General features: G+C 65.4%; 12 protein-coding genes and 1 pseudogene. 4 read left to right on the top strand and 9 right to left on the bottom strand.

Annotation, left to right across the window (positions count from 1 at the left end):
* Nucleotides 1–21: 21 nt before the first annotated feature.
* Nucleotides 22–735 carry a 3'-5' exonuclease gene (locus BUS42_RS24135; RefSeq protein ID WP_074310389.1) on the top strand — a complete coding sequence of 238 codons (714 nt, stop codon included), beginning with the start codon at nt 22–24 and terminating at the stop codon, nt 733–735.
* Between the two features lie 57 nt (nt 736–792).
* Here the strand turns inward: BUS42_RS24135 and BUS42_RS24130 are convergent, their stop codons facing one another.
* Nucleotides 793–2,307, bottom strand: a complete 1,515-nt coding sequence (locus BUS42_RS24130; RefSeq protein ID WP_074310387.1) for a B12-binding domain-containing radical SAM protein — start codon at nt 2,305–2,307, stop codon at nt 793–795.
* 351 nt (nt 2,308–2,658) lie between these two features.
* Between BUS42_RS24130 and BUS42_RS24125 the strand changes: the two genes are divergently transcribed.
* Nucleotides 2,659–2,958, top strand: coding sequence for a type II toxin-antitoxin system ParD family antitoxin (locus tag BUS42_RS24125; RefSeq protein WP_074310385.1), 300 nt, complete (start codon nt 2,659–2,661; stop codon nt 2,956–2,958).
* 3 nt (nt 2,959–2,961) lie between these two features.
* Complete coding sequence (locus BUS42_RS24120) at nt 2,962–3,339, top strand: type II toxin-antitoxin system RelE/ParE family toxin (RefSeq protein WP_074310383.1); 378 nt, start codon at nt 2,962–2,964, stop codon at nt 3,337–3,339.
* A 212-nt stretch (nt 3,340–3,551) separates the two neighbouring features.
* Here BUS42_RS24120 and hisG read toward each other — a convergent pair whose 3' ends face one another.
* The 8 genes from hisG to BUS42_RS24080 all read right to left on the bottom strand — a co-directional run bounded on the left by hisG (nt 3,552) and on the right by BUS42_RS24080 (nt 15,006).
* Nucleotides 3,552–4,601 (bottom strand): ATP phosphoribosyltransferase, encoded by a 1,050-nt coding sequence (hisG, locus tag BUS42_RS24115; RefSeq protein WP_074310381.1) that lies wholly within the window; start codon nt 4,599–4,601, stop codon nt 3,552–3,554.
* The gene (locus BUS42_RS24110) at nt 4,598–6,136 is read right to left on the bottom strand and encodes a histidine--tRNA ligase (protein ID WP_074310379.1); all 1,539 of its coding nucleotides are present in this window, start codon (nt 6,134–6,136) and stop codon (nt 4,598–4,600) included. Before BUS42_RS24110 ends, hisG begins: the two co-directional genes overlap by 4 nt.
* Entirely contained in the window at nt 6,133–7,506 is a 1,374-nt protein-coding gene (hisS, locus tag BUS42_RS24105) for a histidine--tRNA ligase (RefSeq protein ID WP_074310377.1), read from the bottom strand. The genes BUS42_RS24110 and hisS overlap by 4 nt, the downstream gene beginning before the upstream one ends.
* Nucleotides 7,507–7,852: 346 nt before the next feature.
* Nucleotides 7,853–8,278, bottom strand: coding sequence for a DsrE family protein (locus tag BUS42_RS24100; RefSeq protein WP_083670474.1), 426 nt, complete (start codon nt 8,276–8,278; stop codon nt 7,853–7,855).
* A gap of 176 nt (nt 8,279–8,454) precedes the next feature.
* Nucleotides 8,455–9,738, bottom strand: coding sequence for an efflux RND transporter periplasmic adaptor subunit (locus BUS42_RS24095; RefSeq protein WP_083670472.1), 1,284 nt, complete (start codon nt 9,736–9,738; stop codon nt 8,455–8,457).
* Nucleotides 9,735–12,914 carry an efflux RND transporter permease subunit gene (locus BUS42_RS24090; protein ID WP_074310375.1) on the bottom strand — a complete coding sequence of 1,060 codons (3,180 nt, stop codon included), beginning with the start codon at nt 12,912–12,914 and terminating at the stop codon, nt 9,735–9,737. The genes BUS42_RS24095 and BUS42_RS24090 overlap by 4 nt, the downstream gene beginning before the upstream one ends.
* A gap of 182 nt (nt 12,915–13,096) precedes the next feature.
* Entirely contained in the window at nt 13,097–13,846 is a 750-nt protein-coding gene (locus BUS42_RS24085) for a LytR/AlgR family response regulator transcription factor (RefSeq protein WP_074310373.1), read from the bottom strand.
* Nucleotides 13,843–15,006, bottom strand: coding sequence for a sensor histidine kinase (locus BUS42_RS24080; RefSeq protein WP_159452284.1), 1,164 nt, complete (start codon nt 15,004–15,006; stop codon nt 13,843–13,845). The genes BUS42_RS24085 and BUS42_RS24080 overlap by 4 nt, the downstream gene beginning before the upstream one ends.
* A 1,140-nt stretch (nt 15,007–16,146) precedes the next feature.
* Here BUS42_RS24080 and BUS42_RS46635 point away from each other — a divergent pair.
* Nucleotides 16,147–16,239 (top strand): annotated as a pseudogene (locus BUS42_RS46635) (hypothetical protein); the annotation flags it as partial.
* Nucleotides 16,240–16,338: the final 99 nt, after the last annotated feature.

Here is a 16,338-nt window from a genome sequence, read left to right as displayed (position 1 = left end):
TCCTTCATTCGAGCTCTTTTCATGTCTGGTCAATTGAGTGGTGTCCTTCCCCAAAGCATCAGCGAGACCCCAATCGCCGTTCTCGACTTTGAGACGACCGGGTTGACTCCCGGGTTCGATCGCGTGGTCGAGGTGTCCGTCGTTCGCGTCGACCCTGGCTCATCGCCGCGACTGATGTTCGACACCTTGATCAACCCTGATCGGCGGATGGCGGCCACCGAGGTCCACGGCATCACCGATCAAGCGGTGGTCGACGCTCCTCGGTTCGAGGACGTGGCGCACGACCTCCTCCGTGCCCTTTCGGGCTGTGTGCTTGCGGCCCACAACGTCTATTTCGACCTGCGATTTCTCCGGTTCGAGCTGGATCGACTCGGCCTCTTCCAGGAACTCCCCCACCTCTGCACCATGCACTCACGTCCCTTGCTCGGCCTCAAGGCATGTGGCCTTGATGACGCGTGCAAGACCGACAATATCGCCTTCACCCCAACCCACAGCAGCCGGTCGGACTCCACGGCCGCCGCCTTGTTGTGGATGCGTTATCGCGACGCCTTCAAGGATCGGCGCGTGCTTACATTCCACGATTTGACCAAACTCGGAAAGAAATACAAATTCTTCTCGAGCTTCGAATGCGGCACGTTGACGACCGCTCGAAAGGCGAAGAAACGCCCCAATCCCCTGAAACCACGGATGCCGCTCGAGCCCGATTACGAACGGACCTTCGGCGCAATCGCTTGAGCAACATCAGCAAATCCAAATGCTTGATGCCGATCGGAAATCGACCCGACCCCTCGTTCAAACTCCGGCGGAGACGACCGTCCCCGCCATCGGGCAATCCCCGGTGCCGGTTCGCTGCTCCAGCCGACGACGGAACCGTAAGTGCCTCCGTCGCGTCGCTTCCACGAGCGGGTGCCAGACCGCCCCCGTCAACCGATGGCGGATCAGCAGGTGCCAGAGCCGATTCGATCGCTTGTAGAGGTAGGACATCGCCAGGTAAGGGGGTACGGCCCGCCAATCCCGCGGCCTGCGCCGCCAGATCGAACCATGCGAGAACAGGTGTTCGTAACACCAGGCATAGCCCTCCTCCAGTTCCTCCGGCGTCATCTGCCTGGGCCGGAAGACGGCGTGCGCCGTGTCGTAGCGGCTCCAGTCCTTGTGGAGCAGCCGCCCCTCCGCCTCCATCGAGCGGAAGAGTGGCGTTCCCGGATAAGGCGTGAGGATGTGGAACGTGGCGCACTCCAGACGCGCCCCCTCGATCCAGGCGACGGTCCTCTCGAACACATCCTTGCGGTCATGGTCGAAGCCCAGGACGAAGCTGCCGTTGACCTGGATGCCGTGGTCGTGGAGCACCGCCACCCGCCGCGCATAATCCGCCGGGCTCGGGGTCTTCTTGCCCGCCTCGGCGAGGTTCTCAGCGGCGAGCGACTCGAAGCCGACGAAGACGCCCGTGCAGCCCGCCAGCGCCATCGCGCGGACCAGGGACGGATCGTCGGTCACGTCGATCGTCACGGCCGCGCTCCAGATCAGGCCCAGCGGCCGGAGGGCGAGACAAAGACTCCGCAAGTACTCGGGACGGGAGCCGAGGTTATTGTCGATGAAGACCGCATAGGGCTGACCGTCCTTCAGGAACTCATCCACAACTTGCCGCACGTCCCGGACCTGATACGGCATCGTCAGGCCGTCGGTCGCCAGGTAGCAAAAGCCGCAGCGGTTGTGACAGCCCCGCGTGGCGATCAGGCTCGTGGTGGTCAGGAAGCCACGCCGAGGGATCAAGTCGCGACGGGGCGGCGGATCGTCGCGGTAGGGACGGCGGTAGCTCCCGCGGTAGACCTCCTTGAGCGTCCCCGCCTCAATATCGCGGAGGATCTCCGGCCAGACTTGCACGCCCTCGCCGATCGCCAAGGCGTCGGCGTGGGGCGCGGTCTCCTCGGGGCACGACAGGACGTGAAGCCCGCCGAGGATCACCTTCGCACCCCGCTCGCGATACCAGGCCGCCAGCGCATAGGCACGGTCGGCGAACGTCAAATGGACAGTGATCCCGACCACCTCCGGGAACGGCTCCCAGGGGGGCGGCCCTTGGAGCAGATTCTCGTCCCAGTAGGTGACCTCCCAGTCGGCAGGAGTCGCCCCGGCGATACTGGTGAGCGCAAGCGAAGGCGTGAGGACATGCTTACCGTAGCTCGCGTGCGGATCCTTGGGATAGAACGGGTTGATCAGAAGGGCCGACTTCGGACGAGGCGGCCCAGGTCGAATCGCGGACGCCAGAGCAGGAGCGATCCGCAGCGCGCGGGGAATCCACGGGGACTTCATGCGCAAGTCCTTGTTCGGGGAGCGAAATGATGACCGACTTAGACACTTTGCACCGCAAAGCAAACTCAGCTTTGCGACACAAAGTGCGATTGTCAAGTGCCAACGCGGATGGGTTCCGTGTGAGCTTCCGCTCGCACTTCCCAATTCAAGCCCGCGGCGTTCGGTCAGGCATCATCCGATAGGCGGTTCAGAGCCAGCCGCAAAAATTCCAGCAACTCCTCGACTGGGAGCGACGGGGCGATTCCCGAGGCCCGAAGGAAGAGGGGAAGGTCAGTCAGCGGCCAAATCGAAGTTGGCAAAAATTGCCATTCGTGCTATTCTGGCGAGGAGTAGCCAACGGAGGAAGCGCCGATGCCAACGCGGAATATCAATCTCACGGACCACTTCGACCAATTCGTCGAAGAGCAGGTGGAAGCCGGGAAGTACAAGAACGCCAGCGAGGTACTGCGGGCGGGCCTGCGACTCTTGGAGCAACGTTCCCAGACCGAGGAGCAGAAGTTGATCCTCCTCAAGAAACTCGCGACCGAGGGCTTCGCAGCCCTCGACCAAGGGCGGGGTCTTGCGCTATCAGGAGACGAGCAACTCGCGGACGCCATCGGACGGATCGGCCGTCGGGCCGCGAAGACGAGTTCGAGCCCTTCCGCGGAATGACGCATGGGTAGCTATCGTCTATCCCCGCTCGCCGAACAGGATTTGGAGGCGATCCTCGCCTGGAGCCACGAGCATTTCGGCGAACAAGGGCGCCTCCGCTACGAGGCGCTTCTCGTCCGCGCCATCCTCGACGTGGCCGCCGACATCCGGCGACCGGGATGTCAGTCCCGTCCGGAACTCGCCGCGGGCGCGCTAGTCTACCATCTCCTCAATAGCCGCGATCACGTTCCCAGGGCCCAGGGCCGCGTCCGGAAGCCGCGACACTTCTTGCTCGCCCGCTTGACCGCCGACGGCTGTCTGGAGATCGGTCGCGTACTGCACGACAGTATGGATCTGACGCAGCATCTGCCGGAAGAGTACCGCTCCCAGACGGATCACTGATCCTAAATCGGTTCACCCATGCATTGCATACGAGCCAAGGAATTCGAAACAAGCGGCATTGGCACCGTCTCGCCGTAACCTTCCCAACCGGCCCTGACAAGTTCACGTGTCTCTTGCTTTCGGCTCCGAAGCGGCGACCGTCAGAGCGTGCCTACGCGGTTGACGGTCGCCGCTTCGGAGTTGCAAAACACCGAGACAACTTCACATAACCATCAATAGCCGGCCCGCTCGCCAAGTTCCAAGAGCCGCGCCTTGAGGCTATCGAACGTGGAGTGTCCATCGCGATCGAAGACGAACCGGGTGGGGAGGCCGACGACGCGGTTGGCGCCAAGCTCGAAGAGTCGGCGCTGACAGGCGGTCAGGCGTTTGGCGGCCACCAGGGCCGTGACGCGCCAGCCGGGGGCGCTTTGGTCGTCCCAGACTTCGCCGCGGGCGATGTGCTGGGCGCCCTGGTCGCGCAGGTAGGCGGCCACCGTGGCGGCGGTCTCCGGGCCGGGGGCGGCGGGGCTGCCCACCACTTCCAGGTGGAGCCAGCCCTCCGAGGCGCGGACGCCGTCCATCGCGTCGAGTAGGAGCGCCAATGGCCCGGTCTCGCCCTCGGCGGCCAGCGCGGCCAGGCCGGGAGCGTGGCCGATCAGGCACGAGGCCGAGTCGAGGACGGTCCCCCCTTCGATCTCGCGGAGTCGATTGTCCTTGAGCGTCGTTCCCGAGCTGGTCAGGTCGACGATCACGTCGGCGATCCCGAGGCTTGGGTGCAGCTCGAGCGCCCCGTCGGAGTCGATCAACTGGTAGTAATAAATGCCCCACTTGCGGAAGTAGGCTTGGGTCAAGGCCGAGTACTTGGTCGAGACCCGGAAGGTCTTGCCGCTCGCCTTGAACTCAGCGGTCAAATCCACAAGATCAATGATGTGCGACACATCGATCCAGCTCTCGGGGACGGCGACGACCAGGCGGCAGCCGCCGTAGCCGAGGTCGGGCACGACCACGGTGGTCTTCGCCGACTCGGCCGCGCGCTCGGCGAAGAGGTCCATGCCGGTCACCCCAAGGTGGCAGCGGCCCTCTTCGACCTGGGTCACGATGTCGGTCGGGCGCATGAAGACGACGTGGAACCGCGGGTGGCCCGCGATCGTCGCCTCATATTGGCGATCACTGGCGCGGCGGACTTTGTAGCCGGCCGTTTTGAGGATCTCGACGACCCCCTCGTACAGGTGCCCCTTGGAGGGGACGGCCAGGCGGATCGGATCAATGGTCGGCGTGGTCATCGGCGGCGGCCCTCGGCCTCGGCGCGGGCCATACGGACGAGATCAGAAACGGAACTCACAGCCCGGGTGGAGTTCGCCAGGTCGTGCACGGTGATGCCCTTCGGCGTCTCGAGTGAACCCGTGACCTCGACGATCGAGGCCAGGCCGAGCGATTTCGCCAGCGCGGTCGCCTCGTCGAGTCCGCGGTCAATCGACAGGACAGCGCGGCCTTGCTCGTTGCGGAGCAAGGTCGCGAGCCGGACCGCGGCCGGGTGCGCCTCGGTCGTGGAAGCGACGACCAGGACCCCGCTCGGCGCGATCGCCGCGGTGGCGCGTCCCTGGGCGTCGAGGACTTGCGCCAGCCGTTCCAGGCCGAAGGCGAATCCGACTCCGCGGTCGTCGCGGTCGCTGCCCAGCACGCGCGCCAGGCCGTCGTACCGCCCCCCTCCACAGACTTCGACTTTCCCGTCGGGCGTGGGCACGAGCAGCTCGAAGATCATCTGGGAGTAGAAGCCAATGCCGCGGCCGAAGCCGAGGTCGAGCTCGACGCGATCGAGCGAGACGCCGTAGTCGCTCAGCGTGCGGACAAGGGTCCGCAAGGCCGCGACCGACTCGGGTGCGCTCGACTCGTAGTCGCGGGCGAGGCGAGCCAGAACGACGTCGGGATGCCCCTTCAATTCGGCAAGGTCGTGGACCTGCGCCCGGACTCGCTCGAGAGCGCCGAGCAGGCCATGGCCGAGGTCCCACTTGCGACGGAGCCGGTGGACGATCTCGTGCCCCGAGCGCCGGCCGGTGACCACCGGGACGAGGGTACGGAACAGGCGGTCGATACCGGCGTCATCCGCGCGTTCGACCGCGTTGGGAATCTCCACCGCCTCGGCGGTTTGTAGCCAGCCCGAGAGTTGCTCCAGGCCGCGCTCCAGGGCCCGGACGTCGCGGCCGTCGGCGGCGGCCTCGCTGAGCATCTCGATCAGGGCCGACGCCAACGGGACCGGCAACCCCGACCGCTCGAGCATCTCGAGGATCAGGCCGACGTGGCCGAGGCGAATCGTCGCCCCTTCGACCCCTGCCTGGGCCAAGGCCCAGTCAGCCAGCCAGATGACCTCGCCATCGGCCAACGGTCCCGAATCTCCCAGCTTCTCGACCCCCACCTGCTGGAACTCGCGGAGCCGGCCGGGACGGGGGGTCTCGTAGCGGAAGACGGGGCCGGAGTGGCTGACCCGCCAGGGCAGGGGAGGGGGTTCTGCCGCAGCCGTATAGGCGCGAACGATCCCGGCCGTCAGCTCAGGGCGGAGACAGACGCCCGGCTGCCCCGTGCCCGAGAGCTCGAACAGCTTCGCCACGATCCCGGCGCCACTCTTCCGCTCGTGGAGCTCGGTGAACTCCAGCACGGGGGTCTTCAACGGCTCGTAACCGGCCCGGGCGAACCGGTCGAGCAGCAAGGTCTCGAGCGCGGCGAGTCGGGCGTGGTCGCCGGGCAACCAGTCGCGCGTGCCCCGGACCGTGTCGATGGGACGCTCCGCGGCGGGAGCGGTCGAGGAGGGTTCGCGGCTCATGACGTCGTCCCCTCAATGGCCTTCAATGCCTCTGCGATCACTGCCACAAGGTCGGCCTGGGGGATCCCCTTTTGCTCTTGGCGAGTGGCGAGGTTCCGCAGGTTGAACACTTCGGCGGCCCGCTCGTCAGGTCCGACGATCACCGCCAGCTTATGACCTCGGGCCGAGCCATACCCCATCTGCTTACCGACTTGCAGCGGCTCGGGGAAGACTTCGGCCCCCAGACCCGCGGCCCGCAAGCGACTTGCCAGTGCAACGGGCGTCACGGGATCGACGCCCGGGAAGTTCGCGATCAGGATCGGTACCGTGGTCAAGGCCCCCTTCAGCCACCCAGCCTCTTCCATCAGGGCCAGGAGCCGGTCGAGTCCGATCGAGGCGCCCACGCCCGGCAGCCGACGGTCGGTGAACAGGCTCGCGAGGTTGTCGTACCGCCCCCCCGAGGCAATGCTCCCGAACCGCTCCCAGCCGTTCACCGTCGTCTCGAAGACAACCCCCGTGTAATAGTCGAGCCCGCGAGCCAGCCCAAGGTCGATCTTGACCCGGCCGGGAGGCACACCGGCGGCCTCGAGCAAGCTCAGGACCTCACGGAGATTCTTGATCCCGTCGGCCGCCCTGGGATGAGCCCCGAGGGTGGCTTCCGCCTGGGTCAGAACCTCGGCCCCACCCCGTCCTTGCTCGACGAAGTCGAGGACGCGATTGGCCTGGTCTTCCGAGAGCCCGGCGCCTCGTTCGGTCGACTCGGCATCGCCCTTCCGCAGTTCGTCGACCACCTTCTCGCGGCCGATCTTGGCGAGCTTGTCGAGGGCGCGGAGCACCGAACCGGTGCGGTCGGCCAGGCCGAGCGTGTCGAGCATGCCGTCGAGGATCTTGCGGTTGTTCAGCGTGATCGTGAACTCGGCGACCCCGGCCGCCGCCAGGGCGTCGTGGATCACCTGCGCCGTCTCGGCGTCGGCCAAGGCGCTTTCGGTCCCGACCGTGTCGAAGTCACACTGAACGAACTCGCGGAATCGCCCCTTGGCCGGCCGTTCGCCACGGAAGACCGAGCCGATCGCATACCGCTTAAACGGGACGCCCAGGTCGTTGACATGCTTGGCCACGAACCGGGCCAGCGGCACGGTGAGGTCGAACCGTAAGGCGAGCTCGCCCGGGGTCCCCCCTTTATTGGTGACGTCAAAGATCTGGCGGAGGACCTCGTCCGATCCGGCCCCTTTGCCCGTCAAGACTTCCATCCGCTCGATGTGCGGGGTCTCGATCGGCAGATACCCGAAGGAGGCGAAGGTCTTGCGGAAGCTGGCGAGCATCCGCTCACGCGGAATCATCACCGAAGGGGGAATATCCCGCAGCCCGCTGGCGACGCGGGGATCGATCATGGCAGGCGTATCCTTCCGAAAGGCGAGACCGAAACGTGGGTCGGGGAGGCCCAGAAACACTCCCTCCCGGTGCGTCGCGCGCCGACGCCGCCTGCCCCGGAGGGAGATGTCCACAACCCGTCCGATCGTAGCAAACCGTTCCCCGGAAGACAAGATACGGCAAACGTACTCGACCGGCGAAACGCCCGAGGGGACAAGCCCGTGGAACGTCGAGCGACCTCCTTGGGACGTTTCCGTCAGCACAGACGAGAAAACGGCACGCTGATGTCAACGGTCGAACCTGGGATCGCCAACGACCGCGAAGGCAGAAGTGCGCGGGACCGAGGCTCCGAAACTGGCCCGCCCCTCAGGGTTTGAAATAGGCATACCCGTCCTTATGCTGCTTGCGCACCACCTCGACGGCTCCCGACGGGACCGTACCGACGCCCGGCAGCAGATCCTCCTTGCGGATCGACTTCTGCCGCATCGTGTTCTCGCAGGCGACGACCGTGGCCCCTTGCTTGATCAGGGCCTGGATCGCCTCGGCGTGCTCGGTCCGGGCTTTCTCCACCAGGCCGATCCCCGCCGCGTGGCAGACCACCTCAACCTTGGCCTGAGGGTCATCCTTGAGGATATTGGCCACGCTCCGCAGCCCGGCCCCCTGAGTCCCCGTTTCGGAGAAGTTGATGTGGACGACCACTTTCAAGGGACCATCCTCAGCCCGAGCCGTTGCGGTGAATCGAACGGCGGACATTCCGGCCAATGCCAGGCCAATTGCCATGATGCGGATCATCGTCCCTGGTCTCCTTCGTTGGGGATCGGTGCATGGTCCTCGCCCGAATTCGCGACGTACTCGGTAACGCCTGGACGAGATCGGACTCTCGGAGCGAACGGCTGGTGAACCCCGAGGAGACCACCCGGCATCGCCGGGCGATCTCAACTTGCGGCTCTGCCCCGTGGGTGAATATCCTACGACTTGTCCTTGGCGGGAGGGATGGCTCGCTCGGCCAGGTTTCCGACAACCTCCACACGGGCCCCGTCGGCGAATCCCGATGCCGGGTTCTCGACCAGCCGCTCGTCCCCCTTGAGGCCGCCCGCAACCTCGATCTGGCCGCCAAGGTCTCGGCCGATCGCGATCGGTTGCAGCCGGACCCGGCCTTCCGGTCCGACGACCAACACTCGCGCCCCTCCCGGGCCCGTCAGGACGGCGTTCGCCGGTACGGTCAGAGGGGCGGTGACGGCCCTCGTGAACTCGACCTCGACGAACATCCCGGAATAAAGGGTTCGATCGGCATTCGGCAGGTCGATCTCGGTCCTGAGGGTCCGCGACGCCGGGTCAACCGCACGCGCCGTGCGCGCGACCCGGCCAAGGAACGTACGCCCCGGAAATTCCCGGACCACGATCCGGACGTCCTGGCCATTGCGAACGGAAGCGAGGTGGGCTTGCGGAACGCTCACGACGACCTTGAGGGTCTCGTCCTGAGCGATCCGGAACAGCGGTTTCTGTCCCGAACCTTCTGAGACGATGAGCGCCCCGGGGTCGAAGTCGCGTGCGGTGATCGTCCCCGGGAACGGGGCGACGACGCGTCGGAACGAAATCCGCTCTTCGAGGCGACGGACCTCGGCCTTGCGGGCGGTGACGGTCGCGGTCGCCGAGCCCACGGTCGCCGTCGCGACCTGCAGAGCGGCCCGGTGCTCGTCCAACTCCTGGGCCGTCGCCGCCCCGCGACGGGACAGGGCTTCCGCACGCTTGAGGTTCAAGGACGCGAGCTCGCCGCGTGCGACCGCCAGCTCCTCGTCGGCCGTGGCCTGCAAGACGGTGGCGCGGGTCCGGTCGAGCTCCTGGTCCATCTCGGGCGCCTCGATCTCGGCGAGGAGTTGCCCTGCCTCGACCCGGTCGCCTATCTTCACCAGAACCTGCTTCAAGAACCCTCCCGCCCGGGCGTGAAGCGGGCTCTCCAGGTCGGGGAGCAGGTCCGCGGGGAGTCGAAGGCTGACGGGCTTCGCCCCTCGGATCGGTGAGACGACTTTGACGCGAGGCGTGGCGACCAGGGCCCGGACCTCGTGGCTGGCTTCGGCAAGCGCGGCGTGCTGACTCCGGCGGGGGATCATGCCGGCGGCGACGATGCCGATACCAGCCATCGCCACGAAGGCGAGCCCGAACGCCGGCAGAGCAGCCCTGGAACGACGGCGGTCCAACTTGGGACTTGCGGGACGGTCATGGCTCAGTTCGGGCATGGTGGAAACACTCATCGCAAAGTATCCTCCATCTCGACGCGCGGCGGCTGCCGCCGCAAGAGGCTGTAGACAACGGGTACGAGGAACAGGGTGGCAACAGTGGCGACCGCCAGCCCGCCGATCACGGCCCGGCCGAGCGGAGCGTTTTGTTCTCCCCCCTCGCCCACGCCCAGCGCCATCGGGACCATGCCGATGATCATCGCCGCGGCCGTCATCAAGACCGGGCGAAGGCGGGTCCGGCCGGCGGCGAGGGCTGCCTCCAAGGCCGTGTCGCCTTCGGCCCTCCGGTCATTGGCAAACGTGACCATAAGGATGCTATTGGCCGTCGCCACGCCAATGCACATGATCGACCCCATCAGCGACGGCACGCTGAGTGTCGTGTGCGTCGCATAGAGCATCAGGATGATCCCCGACAACGCACCCGGCAGTGCAAACAGGATAATGAACGGGTCGAGCCAGGACTGAAAATTCACCACCATCAGCAGGTAAACCAGCAGGATCGCGAAGACGAGGCCGGACGCCAGGCCGCGGAACGAGGTCGCCATGCTCTCGACCTGCCCCCGGACGACCACCTTCGTCCCCTTGGGGAGCTTGGCCCGGATCGGCTCGAGGGCGCGTTCGAGGTCGCCGGCCACGCCGCCCAGGTCGCGTCCCTCGACGTTGGCGAAGACGTCGAAGACCGGCTGAACATTGAAATGGTTGACGACAGCCATCCCCTCGCTCCGAGAAACGTTCGCGAGATTGGCGAGAAGCTGGGGTCGACGGCCACCCCCTGGTCCCACCACCGGGGTGTTGTCAAGGTTCTCGATCGAGTCGACGAGATGCTGGGGCGTCTGGACGGCGACCGGGTAGCTGACGCCGTTCTTCGGATTGAGCCAGAAGTTCGGGGCGACCTGCCCACTCGAACTGAGCGAGACCAGGAGGCTGCTCGCCACGTCACGTTGGCTGAGCCCGAAGTGCCGCGCACGGGTCCGATCGACGTCGATCCGCAACTCGGGGGCATCCGCAACCTGGTGCAGGTGGACGTCGACCGCCCCGGGGATGAGCCGGAGGACCGACTCGACCTGCCGGGCGACCTTCAAGTTCGCCACCTGATCGCGGCCGATGATCTGGACGTCGATCGGCGCGGCCAGGCCGAAGTTGAGGATCTGGCTGACGATATCCGCCGGCTGAAAGAAGACGGTCAATTCAGGGTGATTCCGCGCCAACCGCGCGCGGATCCTCCGGACGTAGCCCTCGGTCGGTTGATGGCCCTCCTTGAGCGACACCAGCATCTCGCCATCCGCCGTCCCCACCGTCGACGAATCACCGAACGTCAGGTTAATCCCGTTGGGCGGTAACCCAATGTTGCTCAAGACCGTTTCCAGCTCGCCTGCCGGAATGATTTCTCGAACCTCGCGCTCGACTTCCTGGAAGTACTCCTCGGTCCGTTCGATCCGGGTGCCGGCCGGAGCGCGAACGTGGAGCCGGATCTGGCCCGCGTCGACTCTCGGAAAAAAGTCCTGACCGAGCTGGCCGACCAGGCCGAGCGTGCCGAGACTGGCCGCGGCAAACCCAGCCGTGATCAGCGGCCGGTGCCCAAGCGCCCAGGCCAGGCCCGACGCATAAACGGCGAGCAGGCGCTCGAAGACCCGATTGAAGGCCCGGTGCACGACCCAGAACAGGCCCTCATCAGGCGCTTCGCCCCCTTGAGGATCGCGATACCGATCGACTTCGGCGGCGAGGAGGTAATTGACCATCGTCGGCACGAGGGTACGCGACAGGAAGTAGGACGCCATCATCGCCGAGACGACCGCCGTCGCCATCGGGCTGAACAACGATCGGGCCGCTCCCGACAGAAAAAAGACTGGCAGGAAGACGATGCAAATGGCGAGGGTCGCGACGAACGCGGGGGTGGCAATCTGCTCCGCACCGTCGAGGATCGCCTGACGCAACGGTTTTCCGAAATGGAGGTTGCGGTGGATATTCTCGATCTCGACGGTCGCGTCGTCGACGAGGATGCCGACGGCCAAGGCCATGCCGCCCAGCGTCATCGTGTTGATCGAATGCCCCAGCGCAGCGAGCACCAGGATGGCCACGCAGATCGAGAGCGGGATCGAGAGGACGACCACCAGCGTGCTCCGCCAGCTTCCCAGGAAGAGCAGGATCATCAGGGCCGTCAGCCCGGCCGCGAGCGCCGCCTCCTTGACGACCCCCTCGATCGCGGCGCGGACGAACACGGACTGGTCGAAGAGAAAATCGACCTCCAAGGAGTCGGGAAGCCCGCTGAGCACCTGCGGCAGCGCCTCCCTGATTCGGGTGACGATGTCCAGGGTCGACGCCCCTCCCGCTTTCAGGACGGTCAGCAGGCTCCCGCGGCGGCCATCCTTCACGACCACGTTCGACTGCACGGCGTAGCCGTCCCGTACGTTGGCGACGTCCTGAATCCTGAGCGTGGCGTCGCCGACCTTTTTGATCGGGAAGTCGTTGAACAAGGCAATTGCATCCGGGCTGCTGTTCAGGCGGACCAGGTAATCCCGATCGCCCATCTTGGCGGTGCCGGACGGCAGGATCAGGTTCTGGGCGTTGATCGCGTCGCTGATGTCGGTCGGCGAGAGCCCGTTCGCGTGCAGGGCCTTGAGGTCGAGGTCCACCATGATCTGCCGAGGTCGGCCCCCTAGGGGCGGCGGCACCTGGGCACCTTGCACCGTCGCGAGTTGGGTGCGGAGGAAGTTCTGGCCGAGGTCGAACAGTTGTTGCTCGGAGAGCTCGGGACTGCTGAGGCCGAGTTGGAGGATCGGCACGTTGGAAGCGCTATAGCGAATGATCAAAGGGGGCGTGATCCCCGGCGGCATCGACTTGAGGATGGTGCCGCTGATCGCGTTGACCTGAGCCACGGCCGCCTCGATCTTGGCGCCGGGGTGAAAGAAGACCTTGATCAGGCCGACGCCGGTCAAGGACTGGCTCTCGATGTGTTCGATGTCGTTGACCGTCGTGGTCAGCGCCCGCTCGCTCACCGTGACGATCCGCGACTCCATTTCCGAAGGGGCGGTGCCCGGGTATTGCCAGATGACCGTGATGACCGGGATGTCGATCTCGGGAAAGATATCCACCGGCATGCGGCGGACCGCCACGACGCTCATGACCACGATCAAGAGCGCCATCACGACGAAGGTATAGGGCCGCCGCAGAGCGAGCTTTACGATCCACATCGGTTTCGGGTCTCCTTCGCGTTCGTGTCCCCAGCGATGATTCCCGGCGTCCAAGGGAATCATCCTCTCTGACGCGGGGAACGATACGGCCCGCCAATGAGGACGAACGACCCGGTTGTCCGAGTGGCCGAAATCGTGGTCCGAACGGCCGGCGCGACGGCCAAACGCCGCGAACGAACGATTCAGGAGGGGCGGAGTTTTTCGGCGAGGAGACCAGCGCCGGTCCTCGACGTCTCGACGCGGGTCCGAGGCTGGTCGCGGAGCACAACCTCGTAATGCCGGTCGCCCAGGCGGCGGACCTGGTCGATCGCTTCGAGGTTGACGATCGCGTCACGAGAAACCTGCAGGAACGGGGGGCCGCCCAGGCGACGTCCCAGCCGGGAGAGCGGCTCGTGACTCGGGTAGGCGGTCGACGCCGTGTGGATCCAGGTGCGACGCTTGCGCCTGAGCACGGCCACCACCTCATGACGCGAAAGGAGGTGGAGGACGCCGTCGGCCGGATCGCGGACCTGAATCCGATCGACCCCGGCTTCCCGGTCCGCCAACCCCGCCGCGGGCGTACCACGCGCGGTCAGCCGATGTTCGAGCCTGCGCACCGATTCGAGGATCAGGTCCGGGTCGATCGGCTTGAGGAGGTAATCCACCGCCTCCACGCGGAAGGCATCGACCGCATGCCCCGCATATCCGGTCACGAAGACGACGAGGGGAGGGCAGGGCAACGCCAGGAGACGTCCCGCGACCGTGAGTCCGTCCGGCCCCGCCATCTCGATGTCGAGGAAGGCGACGTCGGGAGTGCATTCGCGACAGAGTTGCAGACCCGAGCCGCCGTCCCCGGCTTCGCCGACGACTTGCACCCGCCCGGTCCCCTCCAGGAGACTCTTGAGGTATTGCCGAGCCAGGGGCTCATCCTCGACGACCACGGCTCGGATCATGATCGTGGCCGCTCCCCCCCCATGGAACTCGGGATCCGGATTTCCCCCACGGTTCCACCCCCCTCCCGGGGGCGGAACTCCAGCCGCTGCTCCCGCCCGTAGAGCCCGTCCAGGCGGCGTTTCAGCAGCGAGACGGCATGCGGTTCCGGGCCGGCGGAGTCAAAACGGAACCGCGCGACGGCCTCGGGGCTGAGGCCCACCCCATTGTCCTCGACGGTGATGACGATCGCCCGATGGTCCGACCGCGCCGAAATCCGGACGATCCCCCCTTCCGAGAGCGGCTGGAGGCCGTGGCGCACCGCGTTCTCGGCCAAAGGCTGGATCAGGAAGGGGGGGACTTGGGCATCAAGCAATTCCAAAGGCACGTCCGTCTCCACCCGGAGTCGGTCGCCGAACCGCATCGCTTCGATCTCGAGATAGGCCGTCACGATGTCCAACTCTTCGCGGAGCGACACGGTGGTCCGATCGTGCTGCTCCAGGCTTCCCCGCAGGAACCGGCCAAGGCGGGCGACGGCCGGAGGAATGGATTGCGGTGAGATCGTGGCCAAGGCGGCGATGGTGTTCAGGGCGTTGAACAGGAAGTGGGGATTCATCCGCGCCTGAAGCGCCCTGACCTCCGACATCGCCGCGGCCCGCGACGACTCTTCGAGGTCCCGGACCTGCTCAAACACCATCAGGATGACCGCGACACCGATCCCATTGATCACGGCCGTCATCGCCTCCATGCCCAGGGTCAGCGGCGGGCCGGCGAGGTGGAAGACCCGACTCAAGCCCAGCGTCAGGGCAAACCGGAACAAGGAGATCGTCGCCCCGAGCACAAACCCGGTCCAACTCCGCAACGACCAGTCCGGCCGTCGGTTGTGAACCATGCCCCCCAGAAAACCGCCGCCGGCCAAAACCAGGCCGAAGGCAATCGGTGGCGACATCCCGAGGAGTGGCCGCAACCACGCCGCTCCAAGCCCGACACTGATCCCGATCAATGGCCCCGACAGCAGGCCCGCCGCACAAGTCGAGACGACCCGGGCGCTCATCTGAATGTGCTGGCTGGCGACCAATTCCTCGGTCAACGCCATGGAAAGGAACAAAAGAAACGTCGCGAACCGACGCAGTGCCGAAAAGGAGAGCTGCCCCGGGGGCAAAACCAGGTGCGTCCTTGCCATAATGAATGCGATTGTGACAAGAACACAGACCTGTTCAACGGCATGAACCCCGATCTCCATGAATTCAGCTTGTCCATTCGGCCCCTGAGCGGCCAATTCCGTAAACCGAAGTAAATCCTACCCGAATCTCAATCATACACCGAGTGTCGACGGCACGAAAACCTGCGTTGAGTTCACGGGACAAGTTCAGCAAACCATCCATAAATACATGGTAATATTATTTGTACTATATTTACTTAAGCTCTGTCCCGAACGACGATGAGATCAGGCCCGCCGTCTCGGACTTCCGAGTGTCGGCGGGTCAACCGTGAGCCAAGCTTAGGCGGCCCCCGGAAGTCGCTCAGCCGCATCGGTCAAGGGAACCAGAAGACCCAATCCGGCGACCGCCACCGAAAACCATAGTGGCCCACGGGCAAGAGATTGCCGAAGTGTGCTTTGCGGCTCCGATAGAGCCGAAAAGCCACCGAAAGCAGATGACGTCGGCCGCATTCTCCCGAATACGTGGCCCATTCGTCCCGCAAAGCCTTGCGGTGACGCAACTCGCTCGGTTTAAGATAATAGCCGAGCTGACCTTTATGCCAGGGCGGCCTGTTCCAGCCCGCTCCCGGCGACCCTTCCTCTCTGACCGCCGTTCTGAACCGAAGAAGTGCTTGCCCGATCGTTTCGTCGTCCTGAACCTCGATCCGAATTCCTATCGACTGGCGTCTTGTACGGCTGACGCGATGCCGGAGATGCGAGTTGCGAAACGGAGTCTGTACCGGAACTCATCCCGGATTCCTCTAAATCATGGCCAGAGAGTCGCTCGAGTTCAATGGGGCCGGCCGGCCAAGGTTGCGCGGATCGGAATTCCGTGCGACCGCTGGCGAACGGATCGGGCAGCACCAGGATCAGCAGGAGAACGCGACCCTTCGGCGATTCGTGAGGCGACGCCAATCCGTCAGGACTTGCAGTCGCCTCCTCAACCCTTCGGTACAGTCGAGCGAAAATCGAAGAACCTCGTGGAGTTTCAGACGACTATACAAAACTATATCGTTGTCATATCACTGACTACCGCTCTGGGCATCATTTGGATTCGGATCCTCGGGGAAGGCGGGTGTTGGCGACGTCCCACGGTCGGAGCCCAACGGCACCGATCCCGCCATCCTCTGCAAGCCGAGCGAGGACGCGGCCGGCTCGATCAAGTCCCTCGCCTTCCACCCCGATGGCAAGTCGCTGGCCGCGGCCGAACATGACGGCCTGGTCCGGCGATACAGCGTCGAGACCGGGGCCGAACTGAGCGAGTTCCGGGGGCAGGACCGGATCAAGGGGGCGATTAATGCGCTGGCATACTCG

The organism is Singulisphaera sp. GP187 (genome assembly GCF_900129635.1).
GTDB lineage: Bacteria > Planctomycetota > Planctomycetia > Isosphaerales > Isosphaeraceae > Singulisphaera.
This window is presented reverse-complemented; position numbering and strand designations above follow the sequence as displayed.

Excerpts from the sequence above, each read along its gene's own strand:
- BUS42_RS24080 (WP_159452284.1), bottom strand. The coding sequence starts at position 15,006 with ATGGCAAGGACGCACCTGGTTTTGCCCCCGGGGCAGCTCTCCTTTTCG.
- BUS42_RS24100 (WP_083670474.1), bottom strand. The coding sequence starts at position 8,278 with ATGATCCGCATCATGGCAATTGGCCTGGCATTGGCCGGAATGTCCGCC.
- BUS42_RS24125 (WP_074310385.1), top strand. The coding sequence starts at position 2,659 with ATGCCAACGCGGAATATCAATCTCACGGACCACTTCGACCAATTCGTC.
- BUS42_RS24085 (WP_074310373.1), bottom strand. The coding sequence starts at position 13,846 with ATGATCCGAGCCGTGGTCGTCGAGGATGAGCCCCTGGCTCGGCAATAC.
- BUS42_RS24090 (WP_074310375.1), bottom strand. The coding sequence starts at position 12,914 with ATGTGGATCGTAAAGCTCGCTCTGCGGCGGCCCTATACCTTCGTCGTG.
- hisG (WP_074310381.1), bottom strand. The coding sequence starts at position 4,601 with ATGACCACGCCGACCATTGATCCGATCCGCCTGGCCGTCCCCTCCAAG.
- BUS42_RS24095 (WP_083670472.1), bottom strand. The coding sequence starts at position 9,738 with ATGAGTGTTTCCACCATGCCCGAACTGAGCCATGACCGTCCCGCAAGT.
- BUS42_RS24110 (WP_074310379.1), bottom strand. The coding sequence starts at position 6,136 with ATGAGCCGCGAACCCTCCTCGACCGCTCCCGCCGCGGAGCGTCCCATC.
- BUS42_RS24135 (WP_074310389.1), top strand. The coding sequence starts at position 22 with ATGTCTGGTCAATTGAGTGGTGTCCTTCCCCAAAGCATCAGCGAGACC.
- hisS (WP_074310377.1), bottom strand. The coding sequence starts at position 7,506 with ATGATCGATCCCCGCGTCGCCAGCGGGCTGCGGGATATTCCCCCTTCG.
- BUS42_RS24120 (WP_074310383.1), top strand. The coding sequence starts at position 2,962 with ATGGGTAGCTATCGTCTATCCCCGCTCGCCGAACAGGATTTGGAGGCG.
- BUS42_RS24130 (WP_074310387.1), bottom strand. The coding sequence starts at position 2,307 with ATGAAGTCCCCGTGGATTCCCCGCGCGCTGCGGATCGCTCCTGCTCTG.